At 29.4% G+C, this 19,473-nt stretch carries 15 protein-coding genes; 7 read left to right on the top strand and 8 right to left on the bottom strand.

The genetic code is table 4. The features are described from left to right. Window positions 1-51 precede the first annotated feature (51 nt). The 6 genes from dnaX to MSU_RS04275 all read left to right on the top strand — a co-directional run bounded on the left by dnaX (window position 52) and on the right by MSU_RS04275 (window position 7,662). Window positions 52-1,227 (top strand): DNA polymerase III subunit gamma/tau, encoded by a 1,176-nt coding sequence (dnaX, locus tag MSU_RS04250; protein ID WP_013610190.1) that lies wholly within the window; start codon window positions 52-54, stop codon window positions 1,225-1,227. 254 nt (window positions 1,228-1,481) lie between these two features. Beyond that, complete coding sequence (locus MSU_RS04255; RefSeq protein ID WP_013610191.1) at window positions 1,482-2,000, top strand: hypothetical protein; 519 nt, start codon at window positions 1,482-1,484, stop codon at window positions 1,998-2,000. Between the two features lie 3 nt (window positions 2,001-2,003). Then, window positions 2,004-5,741, top strand: a complete 3,738-nt coding sequence (locus MSU_RS04260; protein ID WP_013610192.1) for a DUF3713 domain-containing protein — start codon at window positions 2,004-2,006, stop codon at window positions 5,739-5,741. A 27-nt stretch (window positions 5,742-5,768) separates the two neighbouring features. Then, on the top strand, window positions 5,769-6,665 hold the full coding sequence (locus MSU_RS04265; protein ID WP_013610193.1) for a hypothetical protein: 897 nt from the start codon (window positions 5,769-5,771) through the stop codon (window positions 6,663-6,665). A gap of 57 nt (window positions 6,666-6,722) precedes the next feature. After that, complete coding sequence (gene upp, locus MSU_RS04270) at window positions 6,723-7,352, top strand: uracil phosphoribosyltransferase (RefSeq protein ID WP_013610194.1); 630 nt, start codon at window positions 6,723-6,725, stop codon at window positions 7,350-7,352. Window positions 7,353-7,410: 58 nt separating this feature from the next. After that, the gene (locus MSU_RS04275; RefSeq protein WP_237696892.1) at window positions 7,411-7,662 is read left to right on the top strand and encodes a hypothetical protein; all 252 of its coding nucleotides are present in this window, start codon (window positions 7,411-7,413) and stop codon (window positions 7,660-7,662) included. Between the two features lie 55 nt (window positions 7,663-7,717). Here the strand turns inward: MSU_RS04275 and topA are convergent, their stop codons facing one another. From topA to ftsH, 4 genes are read right to left on the bottom strand one after another with little or no spacing between them, the layout of a single operon-like run. Beyond that, window positions 7,718-10,090: a type I DNA topoisomerase gene (gene topA / locus MSU_RS04280; protein WP_232500263.1), complete on the bottom strand. Its 2,373-nt coding sequence runs from the start codon at window positions 10,088-10,090 to the stop codon at window positions 7,718-7,720. Between the two features lie 47 nt (window positions 10,091-10,137). Then, complete coding sequence (locus tag MSU_RS04285) at window positions 10,138-11,814, bottom strand: ribonuclease J (protein ID WP_013610195.1); 1,677 nt, start codon at window positions 11,812-11,814, stop codon at window positions 10,138-10,140. A 10-nt stretch (window positions 11,815-11,824) separates the two neighbouring features. After that, window positions 11,825-13,075, bottom strand: a complete 1,251-nt coding sequence (gene serS / locus MSU_RS04290; RefSeq protein ID WP_013609496.1) for a serine--tRNA ligase — start codon at window positions 13,073-13,075, stop codon at window positions 11,825-11,827. Beyond that, window positions 13,076-15,373: an ATP-dependent zinc metalloprotease FtsH gene (gene ftsH / locus MSU_RS04295; protein ID WP_013609497.1), complete on the bottom strand. Its 2,298-nt coding sequence runs from the start codon at window positions 15,371-15,373 to the stop codon at window positions 13,076-13,078. A 763-nt stretch (window positions 15,374-16,136) separates the two neighbouring features. On the opposite strand from ftsH, the gene MSU_RS04875 reads away from it, so the two are divergent. Then, window positions 16,137-16,721 carry a hypothetical protein gene (locus MSU_RS04875; protein ID WP_013609498.1) on the top strand — a complete coding sequence of 195 codons (585 nt, stop codon included), beginning with the start codon at window positions 16,137-16,139 and terminating at the stop codon, window positions 16,719-16,721. A gap of 52 nt (window positions 16,722-16,773) precedes the next feature. Here MSU_RS04875 and rsmA read toward each other — a convergent pair whose 3' ends face one another. Genes rsmA through rpmH form a run of 4 tightly spaced genes read right to left on the bottom strand, consistent with a single transcriptional unit; the run spans window position 16,774 to window position 19,339 of the window. Beyond that, window positions 16,774-17,562 carry a 16S rRNA (adenine(1518)-N(6)/adenine(1519)-N(6))-dimethyltransferase RsmA gene (rsmA, locus tag MSU_RS04305; protein WP_081453796.1) on the bottom strand — a complete coding sequence of 263 codons (789 nt, stop codon included), beginning with the start codon at window positions 17,560-17,562 and terminating at the stop codon, window positions 16,774-16,776. A gap of 14 nt (window positions 17,563-17,576) precedes the next feature. Next, a complete protein-coding gene (locus MSU_RS04310; protein WP_013610198.1) occupies window positions 17,577-18,776 on the bottom strand; it encodes a YidC/Oxa1 family membrane protein insertase in 1,200 nt (399 codons plus the stop codon). Next, window positions 18,767-19,150: a ribonuclease P protein component gene (gene rnpA, locus MSU_RS04315; RefSeq protein WP_013610199.1), complete on the bottom strand. Its 384-nt coding sequence runs from the start codon at window positions 19,148-19,150 to the stop codon at window positions 18,767-18,769. The genes MSU_RS04310 and rnpA overlap by 10 nt, the downstream gene beginning before the upstream one ends. Before the next feature lie 45 nt (window positions 19,151-19,195). Next, entirely contained in the window at window positions 19,196-19,339 is a 144-nt protein-coding gene (rpmH, locus tag MSU_RS04320; RefSeq protein WP_013610200.1) for a 50S ribosomal protein L34, read from the bottom strand. Window positions 19,340-19,473 lie beyond the last annotated feature (134 nt).

The following is a 19,473-nucleotide window of genomic DNA, read 5'->3' on the forward strand; positions in this document are numbered from 1 at the left end:
AGTTTCTAAACTAAAATTAGTTTATTTAAAAAATTTTAGTAGTTCTTAGAGGTGCTCTACAACAAGTATAGACCTCAGTTTTTTAGAGAATTAGTAGGTCAAGAATTTTCTAAAAAACTACTAATAAATATTCTAAAACAAAAAGCTGATGTCCATTCCTTTTTGTTTTATGGACCTAATGGTACTGGAAAAACAACTTCAGCTAGGTTGTTTTCTAGAGCCATTAATTGTGAAAACTTTTTAGAAGGAGAAGATATATGCGGAAAATGTGAAGCTTGCAAGATTTCCAGAGAAGAAGGATGTACAGACATTATTGAAATAGATGGGGCTACAAATAATGGAGTGGAGTTCATAAGAGAGTTCATTAAAAATAATGCTATTTATCCTCCACTCCTTCTTAAAAAGAAAATTTATTTAATAGATGAGGCTCATTGCCTCTCTATTCAAGCTTGAAATTCTCTTCTAAAAATTATTGAAGAGCCTCCATCTCACTTAATACTTATATTTCTGACTACAGAGATACATAAGATTATTCCGACAATCTTAAGTAGATGTCAGAAATTACTATTTTCTCCTCTAGAAGAAAATACATTAATTAGTTTTCTAGAGAAAATATCTTCTCTAGAAAATAAAGAAACAAAAAAAGAACTTCTAAAAAAAATATTTGAAGAGTCTAATGGTTCTGTAAGAGAATCATTAGTACTCTTAGAAAAAACTTTTATTAATCAGAAAAGTGATAAAGAAGAATTAATAGAGAATCTAGAGGGAATTGAAACAATTTCACTAGAACTATTAAATTTGATTTTGAAATCTAATTATTCTGAGTCTCTAGCGAAACTAAGTGAAAATTTAAGTAGTTCCACTAAGATTTTTGAGATCATACTTGATAGATTACTAGAACTATCTTTTTATAGTATGAGCTCTTTTTCCAAAGAGCTCTTAGTTAAATTGAACGAACAACAAGCTGAAGAATTTCTTAAATTGAATCCCAATTTAAGCTCAATGATTAACTTTTTAGCTCCTACTCTCTCAAAGAATTCAAAAAGTACTCTTAAATCTTCTCAATTCGCTAAATTTGTACTTCTAAATCTTTTACATGCCAATTTAAAAGAGAGTTTGCCTCCTCAAAAGGAGGTAACTCTAAAAGAAGAAAATACTTCACTAAAGAATAGTGAAAGTAAAAAAATAAAAATATTACTTCTACTTCAACTACTCCAACTGAAGTAGCTGGGAAAGAAAAAGAAGTAAAAGTTAATAAACTTGTTCCTCAACAAGTTTCTATTGAAGCTACTTCGCAAGAGGAAAAGAAAGAATTAAAAAAGTCAGAAGAAGAAAAAGAAGAAAAGATTGTTGAACAAAAAGTTAATGATGTTCAACAATCTGAAACTACCACTTCAGAAAGTAATTCTCCAGAAGAAGGTTCAGCTGAAGAATCAACTGAACAACTAATAGATAAAGAAATAGGAATTGATTTACCTGATATGAATCAAATTTCAAATTACAATATTTTGAAATTTATTTCCTCAGATTTCCCTAAATTTCAATTCATCGAGAAACTACTAGGAGAGGAAGATATAGTAGATATCCTCAATGAATGCAATAAAGAAATTGGAAAAAAAAGATTTTCCATATTAAAGAAATATATAGATAATTCAGAAAGTTCCAATTTCTTAATTGCTGAAATAATTAAAAAAATTAACTCAAAATATGAGTTAATTTGCTCAGAAAAAGGATGTTTAGTTACATTCTCCAATAATCTTGATTCTGAATTCTTTAACTTGAAAATTAGACTTTCTCAAGTTAAAGAAGAACTTAATAAATTAATAGGAGAATCCATAAATTGAATAGGTATTTCAATTTCTGACTTAACTAAAGCAGTTAAGAAAAATAATAAAAAGAAAGATCCTACTAAGAATTACTTAATAACTTCTTCTAAAAAGAAGAAAGATATTCTTCTTTTGGAAGAAATTAAGAAAATTTTCTCAAGCATTGAGGATTAGTTCTTGAGACTTCACAAATGAAGAAAAGAAATATTATTCTTCATTTTGGCTTTGACAGGAGCAGGGAGTAGTTCCCTTGTTGCTTCAAATTCTAGATCAAAAATTGGTTCAATTAAATTTCTCAGAGATCAACTAGGTGGTGATTTAGCAGATAAATTTATTTACGCTGTAGGGGCTGATGCCCATACAGACGTAAATGAAGAAATTAAGCCAAATGACTTAATAAAAAATCTAAGTTTTTATTCTTCCTCAATCCCTCTATTAGTTGAGGGTTTTGCAATCCAAACAGCTAAACAACTTTTAGAAGGACTTCTTCCTGAAGATAGTAATAGTCAAACACAACCTCAACCAAGTAGTTCTGGTTCAGGAAACACTTCTAAAGAAGAACTTAAAGTAGCTAAAGAAAAAGCTGAAAAAGAAATTCAAGAAGTTAAGAAACAACGAAGAAGTAAAAGACACCTTAAACAAGAAAAAGTAAAAGATGATGTTAAGTATTTAGATGCTTTAAAAGAATTTCTACTTTCAAAAATTGATGAGCATCACATAAGTGAAATAAGAGAACAACTAAAAGGTGCTAAATATGAAGATGATGATCCAGATCCTTTTGCTGATAATCAAAACTCAAATGATCAACAGCAACAACAATCTCAACAACAGACTCAATCCCAAACATCTCAAACAATAAACGGTGAAAAAAAATTACCAAAACTTCTAAATTTCTTCTTAACTAGATGAAAACAAGAATTTAAAGCTGGTTTTTATGTTCATGAAATATTTCCTTATTCAGAAATATTTGATGAAAACACTAAACAAGCGTACACAAAAAAATATCACAACTCAAATATCCCCGTAAAGCCAAACTATTTTTTTCCAGATTATTCAAAAAAAGAAGAAAACGATTTTCGACAGTTAATTGAAGAGTGACAAAGAGGTAGAAGTAAAGATTATTGACTAACTTGAAAAACTGAAAAATATGACGAACAATATCTTTCCAAAACAAAACTTTTGTGAATGAGTGGAAATAATGATTCTCACAAAAATATTGCCCTAAAACTTTTATCTTCAGATCCCAAGAATCCTGCTCAAAATCAACAAAATCAAGATTCAAATATTGGTGGAATTATTAATAAATTATGGAATTTAAATCCTCTTTCCAAGTTATGAAATTATGGAAATGGACATAAATGTCATTTCTTAGGAGAAGAGCAGAAAAAGAAAGGATCAAGTCATGAAATGGTTAGAACATTCAGGACTCTTAGGTTTTATGAAACAGTAACTCCAATGAATTTATTCTGCCTTAAACAAGAAGATGTAGAACATCCTGAATTCTTGCTATACAAACCTGAAGAAAAAGAATTCAAGGAAGAAAAATCTATTTCTAAGAAAATTCTTTTCTATAGAAATAATCAAGGATTTAATGTAATTTATCCACTAAGTCAAGCTATAGTGGATTCCGATCAAGAAGGAAAGCAACTTCAAAAAAGTAATTTAATTAGTGAATTCAAGAAATTTGTAGAAGAAAATTTCTCTTATTTACTACTGAAATATAGATTGCATCTATTCAAAACTAACAAAGGGCAACAGAAAAAAGAGAATGGTAAATGCTGTTGTGATGAAATAATCAAAAATCTTTTGATTTTGATAAAGATTGGAAAAAAATTATCAGACTGAAATGAAATTTGAAAAGCTTATGACATTAGAAGACTAAATAATGATTTCTTGAAGACTGGATTAGAACACAATTACTTCGATAAATTAGGTACAGTATCTCCTAATCCTCCTGATTTTTTCTCAGAGAGGATAAAGAAAGATATCTCTAAGTTATCGAAGCTAAAAAAACCTATCGATGATTATGCAAAGCAAATTGTTGAATTCTTTAAAGATTTACAAGCAAGCAAAAATACTAATGGAGATCAAAGTAAAAAATATTGAAGTTTTAATCAACCTTCACAAACAATAGTGAAAGTTAGTCAAGAACAAAATGGACACAATCATGATCAAGAAAACAAAAGATGTATGAAAAAATTATTAGCTGATTTTCTTCTTGAAAAAATTCATGAAGAAAAATTAATCAAGAGATTACTTTCTTTAGCAATTTCTTTTAAGTCTTCTATGGATTGAGCTAAAGACTTAAAGGAAAATAATTCAAATAATTCAAGTAATGTATTGCAACAAGTTAATGCAAAAACATTCACAAGAAAAGATCAATTAAAAGAAATTAAGAATCTTGTTAATGAAAAATTCCAAAATTATTTCAAAAACTTTTTCTATCAAAATGGAACTCCACCTCTTTCTTCTGAAACTCAAGAAGGAACTCCTCACATAGTAAAAGAAATAAATAACTTTATAGATCAAGAATTAATTATTTCTGATCTGTCTGATATCTCAGACACAACAATATTTAATTTGCTAAAAACTGATTCAAACAGTTCTAGTTCTTCTCTTTCTAGAAGTAGAAGAGACACTTCACGACAACAAAATTCTCAACCTCAACAAAATAAAAATCCGTTAGAAAATATAGAAAATTTTCTAACTCTAATTAACTTGACAAAAACTGTTCAAGGTAAAGATAGACTAAATGAAAAGTTAAGAGTTCTAATAACAACTCTTTACTTAATGGAAAATTCATTCGAAAGATATAGAGAATGAATTAGAAGTATTATTCAGAGAGAAGGCTTTGGAGTTTATGCCTTCACTTTGAGCTGAAATAAATACTGTGACATCAAAAGTACATTAAATCCAATGAATAAAGTGAGTTCAGAAACATTCTGAACTCCCTATAAAAATACAGGAGATAAGGAGTGAGATCCTGAAAATTTTGATGCTAGACAATGTATAGATACTATGGATAGATACTCTACAACTTCAGTTAAGAAAAGACTATCTACTGATTCCATAAGTTCAATTGCGATTGACTTTGCAGTTAACTTATGATCACAAATTACTGGAGAGAAAAAAGACATAACTAAAGAAGACTTAATGGGATTCAAGGGAATTATGTCTAGAGAAATGCCAAACAAAATTCCTAAAGATATATATAGCAAAGTGAGTGAATTCCTTCACTCAGAAGGCTATATTAATTGAAAAGAAATAAAAGATCAAATTGATCTTTTAAAGACAAATAGAGAATTTAAAGACTATATAGATAAATTGACAAGAATTGATTCAAAAATTGGGGAAGCATTTAAGCTTTCAGATTACAAACAATTAAGAGAAGGAGTTGAAGCTGCTAAAGAAGTAGAAGTTTTAGACTTCGTAAGTCTAAAACAAAAGAAAGATCTTCTAAATAAATTTATTGATGAGAATATATTTGGTAAAAAAGATCTTTCTTTAGATCCTTTAAATAGTGATAAATTAATTGAAATTTCTGTTACACATTCCCCTAAAGATCAAAAAAGATTCCAAGGATTACTAAGAGATCCTAATTCTAAGGATGGAGTAGAAAGTTACACAATATCATCTAGTGATCTAGAAGATTGAATGACTTCATCTTCTTACTTAATTCAAGTAACTACAGAAGACTTAAAAAACGATGACGCTTTTTATGAATTTGCAGAAAAATATTTAACTCCTCAAATGCTTCTTCAAGATATAGTTAAGCAAGCTAGAATACAATCACTTCAATCAAGAGCTATTAATCATTTCCTTTCTAGAGGATCATGAGCAAATGATCAAAAAGTAAATACATTGAGATCTTCTGATTATTATCTGAAGAATCAATTTACAACCATAATACTCTAATTTCTTCTTAAAGAGTTAAATAGTAGTTTGAGAGCTATAAAAACAAAGCTCTCAAACTTTTTCTATAAGCTGCAAAGATATTATGAGACTTTCTGTAAAAAATACTTTCCAGCTATATATGATCCTCAAGTATTAAGGCAATGAGCTGCTATCTTTGCAGTCTCAAATATTTGTACTGCTACTTTATTTTTCCTATGGCAATTAGACATAGGAAAAGGATATATCTCTCCTTTATTTGCTATAGCAATAGTAGTTCACCTACTAATTGCTTCTAGATTCCTGAAGAATCTTCAGAGATTTAATAAAACCTCATTCACTAAATGAGGTTGACTAAATCTAATATTTATTTCTCCTATTGGATTGGTTCTCTTCTACTATATTTGTGTTCCTAAATACTGATTACTAGAAGATACTGAGGTAGGAAAGAAAAAAATATTAGAAAAAGAGAAACAACAATTAGAAAAACCTAATCAAACATATAAATATAAGAAGTTAGAGGCTAAATTCAATAGCTCTCTAACTCACTTAAAGAAAATAAATGAGAATGTTACGAAAGAAATACTTCATAACATTCTCAAGATAGAAAATTTTGCTTTTGAGGAGCTAAGTTTCTTTCAAATCAGCGTGATAATTGCATTGTCTACTATTTGTAAGCAATGCAAGCAAAAAAATTTTGATAACTTAATCTGAGGTGCTCACTGATATGAAGATAATTTCTTTACATTCGGGTTTAGAAATACTAAACCCGTATCTATGCACAATAAATATCTAATGATTGTGGGATCTATAGTTCTCGATGAAATGAATAACTATAAAAAAATTTTGGAAAAGAAATTCCAAATAAAGAAGAATTTATCCTTTTCAGATGCAAAGATGATATCTTTGCACATGGGAGAAGAATGTAAATGATTTATAAATCAATAGAGAAATATTTATTTCTCAAGTAAAATAAATATAAGTTATTTAATAATTAACTTTTAAATGCCGGTTTACATAACAGAAAATAACCTAGTAAAAAGCTTTATTACAAAAGTTAGAAATAAAGAAAGTAATAGTGTTGTATTTGGGGAAAACTTAAAGAAAATAACTCTTGCGTTAGCTCTAGAAGCCAATAAAGAGTTTGCACTAGTTGATCAAACAATTGAAACTCCTTTAAGAGAATGTGTTGCAAAGAAAATTGACAGTTCAGTGATTGTTGTTCCTGTTATGAGATCAGGTTTAATAATGTCTGAAGCTCTAAAGACATTATTTGAAGATTGTGCTGTTATTCATCTTGGTATTTACAGAGATGAAAATCTACAAGCTAATAGATATTATGCAAAAGAACCTGCAAATTTAACTTCGTCTACAAATAAAAAAGTTATTCTTTGTGACCCATTAATAGCTACTGGAAATACTTTAAGAGAGGCTCTTGGAATTCTTAAAGATTACAACTTTGAAGATATCTTTGTTCTTGGAGTTATTATGTCTGAAAGAGCTAAAAATGAATTAACTTCTGAATTCCCAAATCTAAATATTTATGTTGCAGAAGTTGACAAAGAATTAAATGATCATGGTTATATTGTTCCTGGTGTAGGTGACGTTGGAGACAGACTTTTCAGAACTAAGTAAGGTTTTACCTTACTAACTTTCTCGAACTGTGTCACAATTATCTGAACTCTTGGAAAAAATGTCTATTAAAGACTTCACAGAAAATTTAATTAACACTTGAAGAGACAAAGAAAATGATGAAGAACACTACAAAAAATTTAGCTCTCTTCAAAAAGAAGAACTACTAGAATTAATAGATTACTTAATAGAAGAACTAGAAGAAATTAAGGGAGTTAATAAACTAATAAGACTTAAAGAAAGTCTTTCAGTTATCTCTGACTTAAAACTTCTTTACAATAACTTAAAAAACACAATAATCACTACTTACTAATTTTTTAGTAAGAAACACTTTTCCCGTTAGGGAAAAGGTTTTCTTAAAAAACTAATTAACTGCTTTTATTTTCTGTTTCCCCTTCTTTGTCCATTCACTCCACATATTTACATCTTGGATAACCAGAACAAGAAATAAATTTAGTTCCCTTTCTACTCATTTTTATTTGTAAGTAGTTTTTCTTACATTTTGGACATTTTCTGTCCAATTTTTCTGGAGGCTTATTACTTTTAGAATTTCCCTTACTTTCTATTCTTTTACCTTCTAGGGTAGAAGAATATCTACAATTAGGGAAACCAGAACAAGCTATAAACTTGTTCCCTTTTCTCTTTGAATTCTTATAGACTAATTGAGAATTACATTCTGGACAGAATGAATTCTCTACAGTCTCATATTCTTGTTTATTTCTTTCTATGTACTTACATTTAGGGTAATTAGAACAGGAAATGAACTCATTTCCTCATCTATTCTTCTTTTTAGCTAGTGGACTCTTACACTCAGAACACAACTTATCTAAAAGTTCAACTTCTTTTTGTGGTTGCTCTATATTTTCCACAAATTTACATTTGGGAAAATCAATACAACCAATAAATTTGTTGTGATTCTTTCTAGAAAATTTATAAACACATTGACTTCCACATTCAGGGCAACTTTTATCCTTAACTATTTCAGCTTTTTCAGCTCCCTTTAGGGAGTCATTTCAAGCTATAAAGACTCCTTCAAGAAATTTCTTTCAGTCAGTCTTTAACTTAGATATATTATCTAATTCTTCTTCCATAGTTCTTGTATAGTCATAGGATATAAAGTTAGAGAAGTTTTGATCTAAATCTTTTGAAACTTTATATCCTAATTCTGTAATTTCAAATTTTTTATTTTTGAAATTAGCATAATTTCTTGTTCTAACTATTTCAGAAATTAAGGGATAAGTAGAAGGTCTACCTATTCCCTTATTTTCTAGAGCCTTTATTAGTGTAGCTTCACTATATTTAGATGGAGGAGAATTTCTCTCCTCCATAATAATGTCTTCTTTTGATAAATACTTATTATTCTTGATAAGTTGTTTGAAGTCAAATTCTGACTTCTCTCTACTTTCTAGAAGTCCATTCTCTCTAAGAATGTACTTATAACCATCAAATACTTCTGAACTTTCAGAAGCATAAAAAAAATTACCTTGATTTTCAAATACATATCTTCTTTTTTCATTCCTGGAGGAAGGGAAAAAAGAAGCTACTGTATAAGACCAAATCAATCTATATAGTTGGAACTCTAAAGATGAAGTAGAAAGTAATTTAGATAACTTTTGTGGAGTTAACTCCACATCAGTAGGTCTTATTCCCTCATGAGCTCCCTGAATGAAAATTTCTTTTTTTCCCATAATGCTTTTTTTCTTTAGAGTTCCTTCTTCAACTCAGTAGGTTTCTCCATATTCTTTTAGAATGAATTTCTTAACTAACTTAAGAAATTCTTCAGAAACAGAAGATCTGTCTGTTCTGGGGTATGTAATTAGGGATATGGTTTCTCCTCCTAAATTAATACCTTCATAAAGACTTTGAGCTACTCTTCTGACATCTTCTGCTTTTAGACCTAGCTTATTAATAGCTAGTTCAAATAAAGTGGAAGTTTTTAATACTTCTGGAGGAGAAGAAGTCTCTAACTTCTTTTCTCCAATTTCTTCTAGTATGTAATGATCATCTAAATGATCATTAATTATTCTTTCTAAATCTTCTTTCTTTTGGAAGCTAACAACTCCTTTTTTACCATGTGGTGACAACACCACTTGGGATTCTGCAGCTTCAGAAAGCTTAAATAATGTTATTGTTAGTCCAACTTGTAGTTGGACTTTCAAAATAAATCAATTTTTAGGTTGAAAAGATTTTATTTCTTCATCTCTATCAGCTAGGAATTTAAGTGCAATTGATTGCACTCTTCCTGCTGATTGACCTCCTACTTTTTTTCGAACATAACTAGATAGATTGAAACCTATTCATCTATCTAGCAATACTCTTGCTAGATAGGAATTAATTTGTGCTTGATCTAGTTGTCTTGTATTTTCTAGAGAGTATTTAACGGCACTTTCAGTAATTTCGTTAAATACTGCTCTAGAACACTTTTTTTGATGTTCTTTTCCAAGAATAGAGTAAATGTGTCAAGCTATAGCTTCTCCTTCTCTATCTGGGTCTGTAGATAAATAAATTTTTGAGGCTTGTTTAGCCTCATTTTTTATGGCTTCTATAATAGAAACTTTCTTATTCTCATAAGAAATTTTTCTCTCTATATTGGACCATTTAATTTCAAAATTATCTGGTCCAAAATTAAGTCAACCTTTAGATAACTCTCTTATGTGTCCATAAGTAGCAAATACTTTCAGGTTTCTACCTGAAAGATATTTGGAAATGCTTTTAATCTTAGCTGGGGATTCGACAAACATCAACTCCCTCATCTAAGAGAAAGCTAAAAGCTACATAAAGGCAATCACTAATTTATGTGTGAAATTACAGAAACCACTGCTGGTTTCTTGTAAATGAAAGGATCTAGAGAATTATAAACAGATTTTCTAATGGATTGCTTTAATCCTTTATTTTCTATTTCTGAATTTTGTTGCAAATACTTAGAAATATCTTGTTTTAGATTGGTTTGAATTCTCAGAAGGACTTCATCCTTCTTGGAGAAGTCATCTGAGAATACACTAAGCATTTGCACCATAGGATTACTTACTATATTTTTTTTGCTATTACATCTAACGGAGACTAATACTACTCCACTTTGAGCTATTAGTCTCCGTTCATAGATAGTTATTCTATTTATGTCTAATATCTTTTTATTTCCTACATATATTTCCTGTAACGGATTTTCTGTAATACTTACATTCTTTTTTTCTATATTCACATATTGTCCGTTTTCTAGGAAATATATCTTATCTATATTCATGACATTAGTTAAGGCTTTTGTAAATTCCACATAGTCTTTATAAAAGCCATTAACTGGAATGACATGATATGGAGATAAGTAATTTACAAGGAGCTTAAGATCTTCAGCTCCTGCCATATAGGGAACTATAGTTGAGGGAAGTTTCAGAACTTCTCCTCCTCTATGTGCAATTTCATTTATCATTGAGATTTCTTCCAACTCTCTTTCAGTAAATGTAGAAGTCATAAATACTGTTACATCAGTTGGAAGAAATTCTCAATCTTTTACTTCTCCACTATTAATAGCTCTTAAGTTACTGTAAAGAGTATTGTGTGTTCCAGTAATTATTCTTATTTGAACTACTCCCTCTCTTCTGGAAGTTTCCTCACTAACTGATAGGGAGTAGTTCTTTAACTTGTTTTCAGTTATAAAACTATTAAACATTCTTGATGTTTTAAGTGGATATATGAGTAAGTCATACTCATATATTCGAGCTATTCTACTTAAGTTGAAGAGAGTATGTCAGTCATCTTTGTAAGCTGCAACATTCAGTCTTGTGCTTATTCTGGAAGTTAATTTCTTTAAATATGAGAAGTTATCTGCTACTTTAAGTGAGAAAGAAGGAACAGTAGCGCAAGATTGAGTTCCAACTATAAGTAAAGAAACCTTATTTTTAAGGTTTTGGAAAAGGAAATTTAATTGATTTTCTCTGCAAGGAACATTTTCAGAGGACATCAAAAATTCATCCATAAATACAACATAGTCTGATCCTGAAAATTTAAAAGCTCAGGCTAAAGAATTAGGTAGCGAAGCCGCTACCTTAATAGGTAGTATTTTGCAATCATTTGAGCCTGGAACTGCATGTTCACTAATTAAATTAAGTGCAACTATATTAGGGTTATATTTTTTGCCTCCTTCTTCATGGAATCTTTCCAAGAAGTCCCTTATTATGGATTCTCCGAAAGAGTTAGTAAATATAGGGACTTCTGAAAATACATCCAAGAAATAAGGTAAAGAGGAAATATTGAGTTCCTTAGGAACTCCAATAAATAATCCTCTTATCTTAGGCTTTAATGGGATTAAAGATGAGTAATCAGGTATTACATCATCTATTTCATATAGATTTGTATTTACACAACTTCCTCCAGCATTCAAGATGAAAATATCTCCATTTAATTCAAGTACTCCACTGAATCTAAACTTTTCATCTTGACCCCCTAGGGAGTAATACTTTAATCTTGCCATCTAATTTAAGTTAATTCTTTCCCTCCTTTGATATTTTCTTAAATCCTAAAAATTTAGATAGACTTTCAGGAAGAATTATTTCTCCTTCAGCTGTTTGATGATTCTCAACAACAGCTATAAATAGTCTATCTATAGCTAAACATGATCCATTTAATACATGAACATATCTACTCTTTTCTTTTGGATCTAATCTATTAGTCTTACATCTAATTTTTCCCCTCATAGATTGGAAATCTCTTGTATTGGATAGAGAAGAAATTTCTCTATATTTCTTCTCTGAAGGAATTCAAACTTCAAAGTCATAAGTTTTAGATGAAGCGAAAGACATTTCGCTTCTAGACAACATTATTTTTCTATATGGAAGATTAAGTTCTTCCAGAAGACTTTCTATAACTTTTGACATAAAATCTTGAGCTTCTTCTGATTTCTCGGGATGAGAAATCATAACTATTTCAGTTTTATTGAATTGAAACATTCTCATAATACCTCTACTTTCAACTCCAGCCCCTATTTTTTCATTTCTAAAACAGTTTGTGTTAGCACAAACTTTTATAGGTAAATCACTTTCAGTAAGAATCATGTCCTTAAATAAATTTGTTAATTGCACTTCTGCAGTAGGGGATAAAAACTTTTTTGAATCCCCATTAAGTTGAAATAAATTTTCCTCAAATTTATTTATTTGAGAAGTGCAAAATAAAGAATCTTTATTCACTACTGAGGGAAGGAAATATCTTTTAAAGCCATGTTTTTCAGCTCAATCTAATGTAAAGCTAATGAGAGCTCTCATTAGCTTTTCTCCTCTATCTACATAGACTGAATAACCAGTTCCTGTAATCTTAGCGGATAATTCTAGGTCTAGCAGACCTAGAGAAGAAGAAAGTTCTAAATAAGACTTATAGAAATCCCCTTCCGGAATTTCTCCTCAAGTCTTAACTAATTTATCTTCTTGCTCTATCTCTTCATTAGGTATTGCAGGAAGTCCACTTAAAAGGAGATGAAGTTCTCCTTTTTTTTGAAGTAAATCTTTTTCTAATTCAACTATTTTGAACTTTATTTCTGAAATACTACTAGATTTAGAAGGATCATAATTTTCAGACAGTTTATTTTTTTCAGCTCTTAAACTGTCTAATTCCTTATTAAGTTGAACTGTCTGAATATCTAATTCTCTTATTCTTTCCAAGACACCTTCTTCAAGGTGTCTTCCACTATATCTAGAAACTAATTCATCAAAGTTTTCTCTAAATCACTTTAGTGAAATCATTTAGAGAGGCATAGCTTCGCTAATCTTTTTTCCTTCTCTTTTTTCTATTTTGGCTCTTTCCAGCTCTGCCTCTCTAGGAATCTTTCTGTATTTATGAATGTATTCTATTTGAGATCTATCAATTGTTTCTAGAAGTAATAGAGTCTCTACTATCAGTAAAAATTCTATTTTATTTCTCTTAACAAGTTCTTTAGCTGCTTCATATTGTTCCTTCAATATATTATTTATTTCTTCATCTATTATTTGAGCATAATTCTCTGAGTAATTATTCTTATAAGGATTTTCTGCTTCTTCTGAAGGAATGAACTGTGTCATTCCTGCAGATTGAGTCATACCAAACTTCAATACTATATTTCTAGCTATTGAAGTTGCCTTATATAAGTCATTAGCTGCTCCAGTACTAATATTGTCTACTCCAAAGAAGATTTCTTCAGCAGCTCTTCCTGCTAGAAGAGTCAATATTGTTGACTTCAATTGTTTTTTAGTACTAATTGTTCTTTCCTGTACCTTTGGTACTGAAAGAACATAACCAGCAGCTCTTCCTCTAGGAATAATAGTTATTTTTTCTACTAGTTCCCCATCATCTGTATATATACCTGCAATGGCATGTCCAGCTTCATGGTAGGCAATTTGTTTTCTCTCGGAAAACATTGCCTTTCTACCTTTTTTAGCTGGACCAGCCATTACTCTATCTATAGCTTCATCAATTTCTGAAGTAGAAATTGTTTTTTTATTGAATCTAACAGTAAGAAGAGCTGCTTCATTCAAAACATTTTCTAGTTGAGCTCCAGAGAATCCTGGAGTCTTTCTAGCTATTTCTTCTAGATTGACTCTATTGGATAGGTTTTTGTTTTTAGCGTGTAACTTCAATATTTCTCTTCTTTCAGCTATATCTGGTAAATCTATCTGAATATGTCTGTCAAACCGACCAGGTCTTAGAACAGCATCATCGATGCTTTCTAGTCGGTTTGTAGCTGCAATAACTATTATTCCAGCTTGAGTGTTAAATCCGTCCATTTCACTTAATAATTGATTAATTGTTTGTTCATTTCCCTGTTGTAGATTGAATTTGCCTCCTCTCTTTCCAGCAAGGGCGTCAATTTCATCTATAAAGATAATGCAAGGAGAAAGCTTTTTAGCTTTCTCAAATAATTCTCTAACTCTTTTAGCTCCGACACCAACAAACATATCATCAAAGCTTGCACCTGAAGCTTCAAGGAATGGAACATTAGATTCTCCAGAAACAGCTTTAGCTAAAAGAGTTTTACCTGTTCCTGGAGGTCCATAAAGGATAACCCCTTTAGGTATTCTTGCGCCCATAGAAGCATACTTCTTTGGTCGTTTAAGGAAGTCAACTATTTCTTCTAGTTCTTCCTTTTCTTCTTTAATTCCAGCTACATCCTTAAAGGTAATATTGGATTTATTTCTCTTGCTAATGGATTTACCGATACCAAATATTGATCCTTTACCTCCGTAAAGTCCAAATGATCCTTTAGAAGCTCCTCTAGCAAGAGCAATAAATATCAATAAATAAAGAAGTGTAGGAAGAAGTGATATAAATACTCTTCCTGCAGTAAGTCTATTTGGATCTTGTGGATTAAGTATTGCTGCTTCAATCAATTGAATAAAGCAGCAACAGCAACAATTCTTGCCATCTGTTCCACAACATTTACCTTCTTTACAACATTCAGTACATCCTCCATTTTTACAACAATCACATTGTTGTCCATCTGCCTTACAACAACTTAATGTCTTATCATCTTTTGTTCCGATAATACAAGGTTTTCCAGAACTATTGAAGAATGTATAAGTCTTTCCATTACCATTACTTTCCTTACTATCATTAACTCTTCTTGTTACGTTAAAAGAAATTGATTTACTTGAATCTTTCTTTTTGACAAAAATCTTGAAAACAGATTCACTACCGCTAGGTCTACTTAATTGTTCTGATCATGCATTTTCAGAAAAATCAGTTTCTATTGAATGATCTCCTAATTTAAAATCCCCATTCTGACAGCCACCCTTACATAAATCAACTTTTTTTAAGGGTGTGTCATTACTATGTCAGAATACAAAGTAGAAAAATAATATTGCGATAGCAATGAAGAAAAATTTCATGAATTTACTTTTCTTCTTGGGATTAATTCCGCCAGAAGAAAGAGATCCTTTAAATTTCTTAAATTTGGAAGACGATGAACTATCAAAATCATCTGTATCTCCTTCATAGTAGTCATCATCATCTTCAAAAAGAAGTTTTGGGAAAAAATTAAATCAATAGAGAAGTTTTAGAAAAAACATCTCTAAATTTTTAAAACACTAATAATTCTGTAGTGATGGCACATCAGAATTATTAAAACCCCTCTAATAGACTAGCTTTTAAAAGAATTTAAAAATTTTTTATTTCAATAGAATAATTTTTAAATGAAATTCTTAAATGAGAATCAAAAAATATTTTTTTAATTACTAGAAAGCTTTAATCTTTTCTTAAAAAATTACTATTAGTTCCAACTTAAGCCAAACAGAAAAGTTTTTAGTAATAGAGCTAGAAGCTAGAGAGTTCGATTGAATATCTTTTTTCCAAATATATTCTTTCTCACTCTCTAGAACTAGTCTAGTTCTATTTCCCTATCTATATGGTCAATCAAGAATTAACTCTAACAATAAGACAGAAACATATATTCTTTTAAACCTATTAAATCACTTATCAATTGATTATTCAGAATTCAGAAAAAGTATTTCTGAATTAGAAGAATATAAATTAATTTCTATTTATTCTCCAGCTAAAAGCCTAAAAGAAAACACTTTAATAATTAAATTAAATTCTCCTTTACCTATAAAGGAATTAATTTATAACCCATATTTCTCTAAAAATATTCCAGAAAACAAAATCTCTGAATTAGTTTATGGATTAGAGAAATATGAAGAAATTAGTGAAATATCTTTCTCTCAAGAGAAAAAAGAAGAGAAAGATATTGATCTAAAGTCACTAAGTTCTGAAGACCAAAATCTTTATTGGTCATTCTATGACGAACTATATAAGAATCTAGGAAGAGAATTTATCTTGTCCCTAGAAATAATAGATATTATTAAGGACTATTGAAAGAATGACAAGATAGATTCTTCTAAATTAATTAAATTATCTTCTCTTTCAATTAAGTTGAATGAGAAGAATGAATACTATCTTTCTATTAGTGAATTAAGTGAATTAATTAAGAATGAACTTAATTTACTAGATGATTCTGAATTCAGAATAGAAGAATATCACTTATTCTGGAAGAATTTCTTAAATTACAAAGATAAGAAAGAACTGAAAAAGCAATTTAAATTGCTTTTCAGTAAACACACAAATATTATTTTCTATCTGAAGTTAACAAGAAGAAAGAATATTCCTTTAGCTATGGAAAACTGAATAAAAGAGTGTAATCAAAAAAACTTTAATCCTACTATGTTAAATGGAATTATTTCCTTCATATTCTCTCTGTTAAAGAAGATACCTGTAAGGTATCTAATAACTATGTGTGAAAACTTAAGTAATGATGGAATTCACACTACTGAACAATTTCTTTCTCACATTAAAGAAGTTCTAAGATATGAAAAGAATAAGAAGAATAGATTGGGATTAACTATAGAAGAAATAAATAGATAAGGAAATTTAAGTAGAAGGGGATTTAACCCCCTCTACTTTTTATTTCTTCTTTTTAAGGAGTTATCTCTTTCAAGTCTTTAAATAATTTCATAATTTTTTCAGGTTCTAATTCCTGAATACGAATATTTTTTAGAAGATTGTTTTTGTAAAACAATTCTTCCAAAATATTTTCTTCATAAATTTTTCTCAAATTATTTCAGAGAATTTTTCTTGGACTAAAAAAACATTTCTTTATGAAATCAAAATATTCTTTTAGAAAAATTTCTGAATATTTTTCCTTCTTCTTTATAGAAAAGAAAATGGAATCCACTTTAGGTTTAGGGTAAAAATTAAGTCTATTTATTTCAAATAACTTTGAAATATCACAAAATGACTGTAAAAACACAGCTAATGAAGAATATTGTTTAGTGTTACATTTTGCGGAAATAGATTCAAAAAATTCTTTTTGAATCATTAAAAAAGATTCCTCAAAATGATTGATATATAAAAATTTCAAAAGTATTTTTGTACTTATTGAATAGGGAATATTCCCAAATAAAAGTACTTTTTGCTCATTAAATAACTGAATATCTTCTTCTTGCAGTAGCAAGAAATCTTTATTCAGTATATTTGCTGTAGTAAACTTGGAAGTCAAGTGAGAACAAAGAGAAGAGTCTACTTCCACCCCTAAGTAGACTTTTTCTTCTAACTCAATATATTGAGTTATTTGTCCGCAACCTGGACCAATTTCTAGTAGGAATTTATATCCAGAAGAATTAATAGCATTAGCTATTCTCTTCTGGATATTTTTATTCCGAAGAAAAACTTGAGATAATTCTCTTTTTTGTTTAATTGTCTTTAACTAAAAAGGGGGGGTTATATTCCCAAATTCTTTAACTTTTTAGTTAAAGCACTCTCTTTTTCTTTTCTCTTCTTTAGGATAGAGTGAATGATATAACTGAAGGCTATATTGAATAAAGAGTTAAAGAAGTAATAAACTGCCAAACTAGTAGATCAGAAAAGAGAGAAAATAATTAAAGAAACTGAAATAATATTTTGCAGTTTCTTACTACTTAATACATTTATATCTTTAACTTTTAAAGATACATCATCTTGAAGAGATGGGAATCTTTTCTTCATTAGTCTAGAAGGAATTTTCTGACTATATAAGTTAACTGGAATTGCTATAGCAAAGAAAAGGATGTAAACTCATCCTACTGATAAAAAGTCAGTAAAGATCATATTTATTGGAGTTTTTGAAAATGGCATAATTCCAAAAAGCTTAGAAAACTTAACAGGTCTAGTGATAGTCATTAATTTATAAATCACTAAGAATATTGGTGTATTTATGAAAAAGTTTTCTAGAGCTGAAAAAGGTTTTAGACCATGTTTTTTACAGTATCTACTAACTTCTTGTTGTCTCAGAACAGACATTGTTCTAAGTTCTTTTCTATCGAACTTATCAGTAGTATATTTACTTTTGATTCGCTCTAAATTTTTCTTATGTCTTTGTTGTAAATCTGAATAATATTGAGCTCTAAAAATAGTAAGAAATACTATTGATTTCATTACTAGCAAAATAATAAGAATAGAACAGACAACATTAAGACCTGATTTGTCCATAAAGCTATCTTGAGTTCCTCTAAAAGTTCAAATCAAGTAAAGAAAAACTCTAGTGAATGGATAAACCAATCACATAATGAAAGGGCCAAATCCATTTCCTGAACTAACTAAAGGTCAGTAAGCTCAGGGATTTGGAGTTCAAGGAAATGCATCATATCTAAGATCATTAGTTCTCTGGCTACTGCCAGAGTGATAAGCGGCTTCTAGACCAACTCCAGCTTCATTTGAGTGAAAAACATATGAGGTGAACATAGATTGAAAAAATGATCAAGAGATCATCAAGAAGCTAAAAGAGTAAACAAGAACTTTAAGAATAAATAGACCTCTCTTAAGTACTCTTCTTGTAGGAGTTTGAGAGGGATCATTATCTCCGAATAATTGAAAAGGTTTCTCTTTTTTCTCTTCGTTTGAAGAGAATCCTAAAAGAGAACCTAGATTGAAATTTAAGAACATCTCTTAGAAAGAGTGTTATAAATTTTTTTTACATCTCTTTCTAAGTCAAGAAAATTAATTTTCTTGACTTTAGAGAACTTAGAGAGAAAAAAACTAGTGTATAAAAAAATTGAAGAATTTGGTGGTAATTCTTCTAAATTGAGTTTTGAGTGCGTAGCTCAAATAACTCTCTTTAGGTAGTTTCTGTCTACTGCTCTTTTACACTTCTTTTTCGGAACTCTTACACCTATTCTTAAAGAGTTTTGGTTTTTTTCTTTATTTCCTGATTTCTCAGGAATATAAAGAAAAATTAAGTTAGAAGTTTTGATGCTTTTTCCTTTTTCAAAAATTTCATCAAAATCACTTTTCTTTCTTAACCTATATTTTTTCTTCAATGATCCTCAAGGATATTGTTTTTAGTGCCACTCACTAAAAAGTTTCTATTCACTAGAAACTGTTAGAACTTTTCTACCTTTTCTTCTTCTATCATTTAATATTTTTCTACCTGATCTAGTGGAAATCCTGCTAAGGAATCCGTGTACTTTAACTCTTTTTCGTTTTTTAGGTTGATAAGTCCTTTTCATTAGCTAATTAAAAGGATTTTTTACACTAAAAAACATTCTCTAAAAGTTAAATATAATAATAAAAATTATTTTTAGGGAATTTATGCAAATATATATTGATTTTCACTGTAAGCACTAACTTTTTTAGTTAATTT

Source organism: Mycoplasma suis str. Illinois (assembly GCF_000179035.2).
GTDB lineage: Bacteria > Bacillota_I > Bacilli_A > Mycoplasmatales > Mycoplasmoidaceae > Eperythrozoon_A > Eperythrozoon_A suis.